Origin of the sequence: Polaribacter sp. (genome assembly GCF_965656025.1) — a bacterium.
Taxonomy (GTDB): domain Bacteria; phylum Bacteroidota; class Bacteroidia; order Flavobacteriales; family Flavobacteriaceae; genus Polaribacter.
The window spans coordinates 1-1,140 of record NZ_CBFHJT010000153.1; the positions used below are offsets into that span (position 1 = coordinate 1).

The 1,140-nt window shown below is 34.3% G+C and carries 1 protein-coding gene; it reads left to right on the plus strand.

Features of this window, described 5'->3' with window-relative positions:
- Positions 1-177: 177 nt before the first annotated feature.
- A partial coding sequence (locus ACTG3S_RS14525) for a RagB/SusD family nutrient uptake outer membrane protein (protein WP_439130045.1) occupies positions 178-1,140 on the plus strand: 963 nt, incomplete at its 3' end.

The following is a 1,140-nucleotide window of genomic DNA, read 5'->3' on the forward strand; positions in this document are numbered from 1 at the left end:
TTCTATGTTACTGCAAATAATGTATTTGTTGCAACAAATTATTCGGGTCCAGACCCAGAAGTTTCAACAAGAAGAAGAACTCCATTAACACCAGGCGTAGATTATTCAGCTTATCCAAGAAGTAGACAGTTCGTTTTTGGTTTAAATTTAAATTTTTAATAACAAACTTTAGAAAAAATGAAAAACATAAAAGCAACAATATTTTTAGGAATACTTACTTTCGTACTTTTCTACTCGTGTAAAGAAGTTGACAGTGATTTCTTAGATGCTCCAGCAAAATCAACGTTAGACGAATCCTTAATCTTCTCAACACCAGGTTTGGCTAGAGGAGCTGTAGACGGAATTTTAGAGCCAATGGGACAAACTAACTCTTATAGAGGTAGACATATTCCTTTTTATGGTTTTAATACCGATGCTGAGTGGAATTATAACTCTGCTTCTGTTGGAAATGCAACAGGTGAGTTAATGATTTATGATGCAAAACCAAATAATCAACAAATGGATAGAACTAATAGTTCTTGGGCAATGATATATTCAGGTATAGAAAGAGCTAATCTTTGTATTAGAGGTTTGCGTGAATTTGGAAACCCAGAACCAGGAAATGAATTAGGTCAATTATTAGGAGAAGCTTTAACATTAAGAGCATTGTACTATAGCGATTTGATAAAAACTTGGGGAGATGTACCAGCTCGTTTTGAGCCAATAAATTCAGAAACAATTTATATCGAAAAATCTAATAGAGATATTATTTACAAACAAATTATTGCAGATTTAGGAGAAGCTTCAGAATTAGTTGCATGGCCTAATGAGGTTCCTGCTACAACAACTGTAGAAAAAGTAAACAAAGCATTTGTAAAAGGGTTAAGAGCTCGTGTTGCCTTGGCGGCAAGTGGTTTTCAACAATACCCAAATGATGGAGTTCGCAGAAGTAACGATCCAGATTTATCTGTAGCTAAAATGTATAAATTAGCTTTAGACGAATGTAGAGACGTTATTAATAGTGGTACAGCAAGATTAGAACCATCTTTTGAAACAGTTTGGAGAAAATTAAATGAAGAAAATGTTTCAGCTGGTGGAGAATCTCTTTGGGAAATTCCTTTTGCAGATGGTCGTGGTCGTGTAAACTTTTCATTTGCAGTT